We start from the raw sequence: 323 nt of genomic DNA on the forward strand, positions 1-323 counted from the left end.
ATTTGCAAGTAACGTACCCTTATACGCTGGATACGCGGGTACCGCCGGAAGGGGCCGACTTTGTCGACGATTTTCTGTTCACGGAGAAGAAGGGATACTGCGTCCATTTCGCCTCCGCGATGACCGTCCTGCTGCGCAGCTCCGGCATTCCGGCCCGGTATGTCCAGGGCTATGCCCCGGGCCGGAAGGCAGCGGGCCCCGGGCCGCAGCGGTATATGGTGACCCAGGGCGACGCCCATGCCTGGGTCGAGGTGTATTTTCCCGGCGCGGGCTGGGTCCCCCTCGACCCGACGCCGGCCTCGGCAGCGGGCCCCGCGCTGCCG

1 protein-coding gene is annotated in these 323 nt (G+C 67.2%); it reads left to right on the forward strand.

The window, feature by feature from the left end; translation table 11 throughout:
* The coding region (locus L691_RS30165; protein ID WP_036738254.1) for a transglutaminase-like domain-containing protein at positions 1-323 on the forward strand (323 nt) is incomplete at both ends.

The sequence above is a fragment of the Paenibacillus zanthoxyli JH29 genome (assembly GCF_000520715.1).
Classification (GTDB): domain Bacteria; phylum Bacillota; class Bacilli; order Paenibacillales; family Paenibacillaceae; genus Paenibacillus_AQ; species Paenibacillus_AQ zanthoxyli.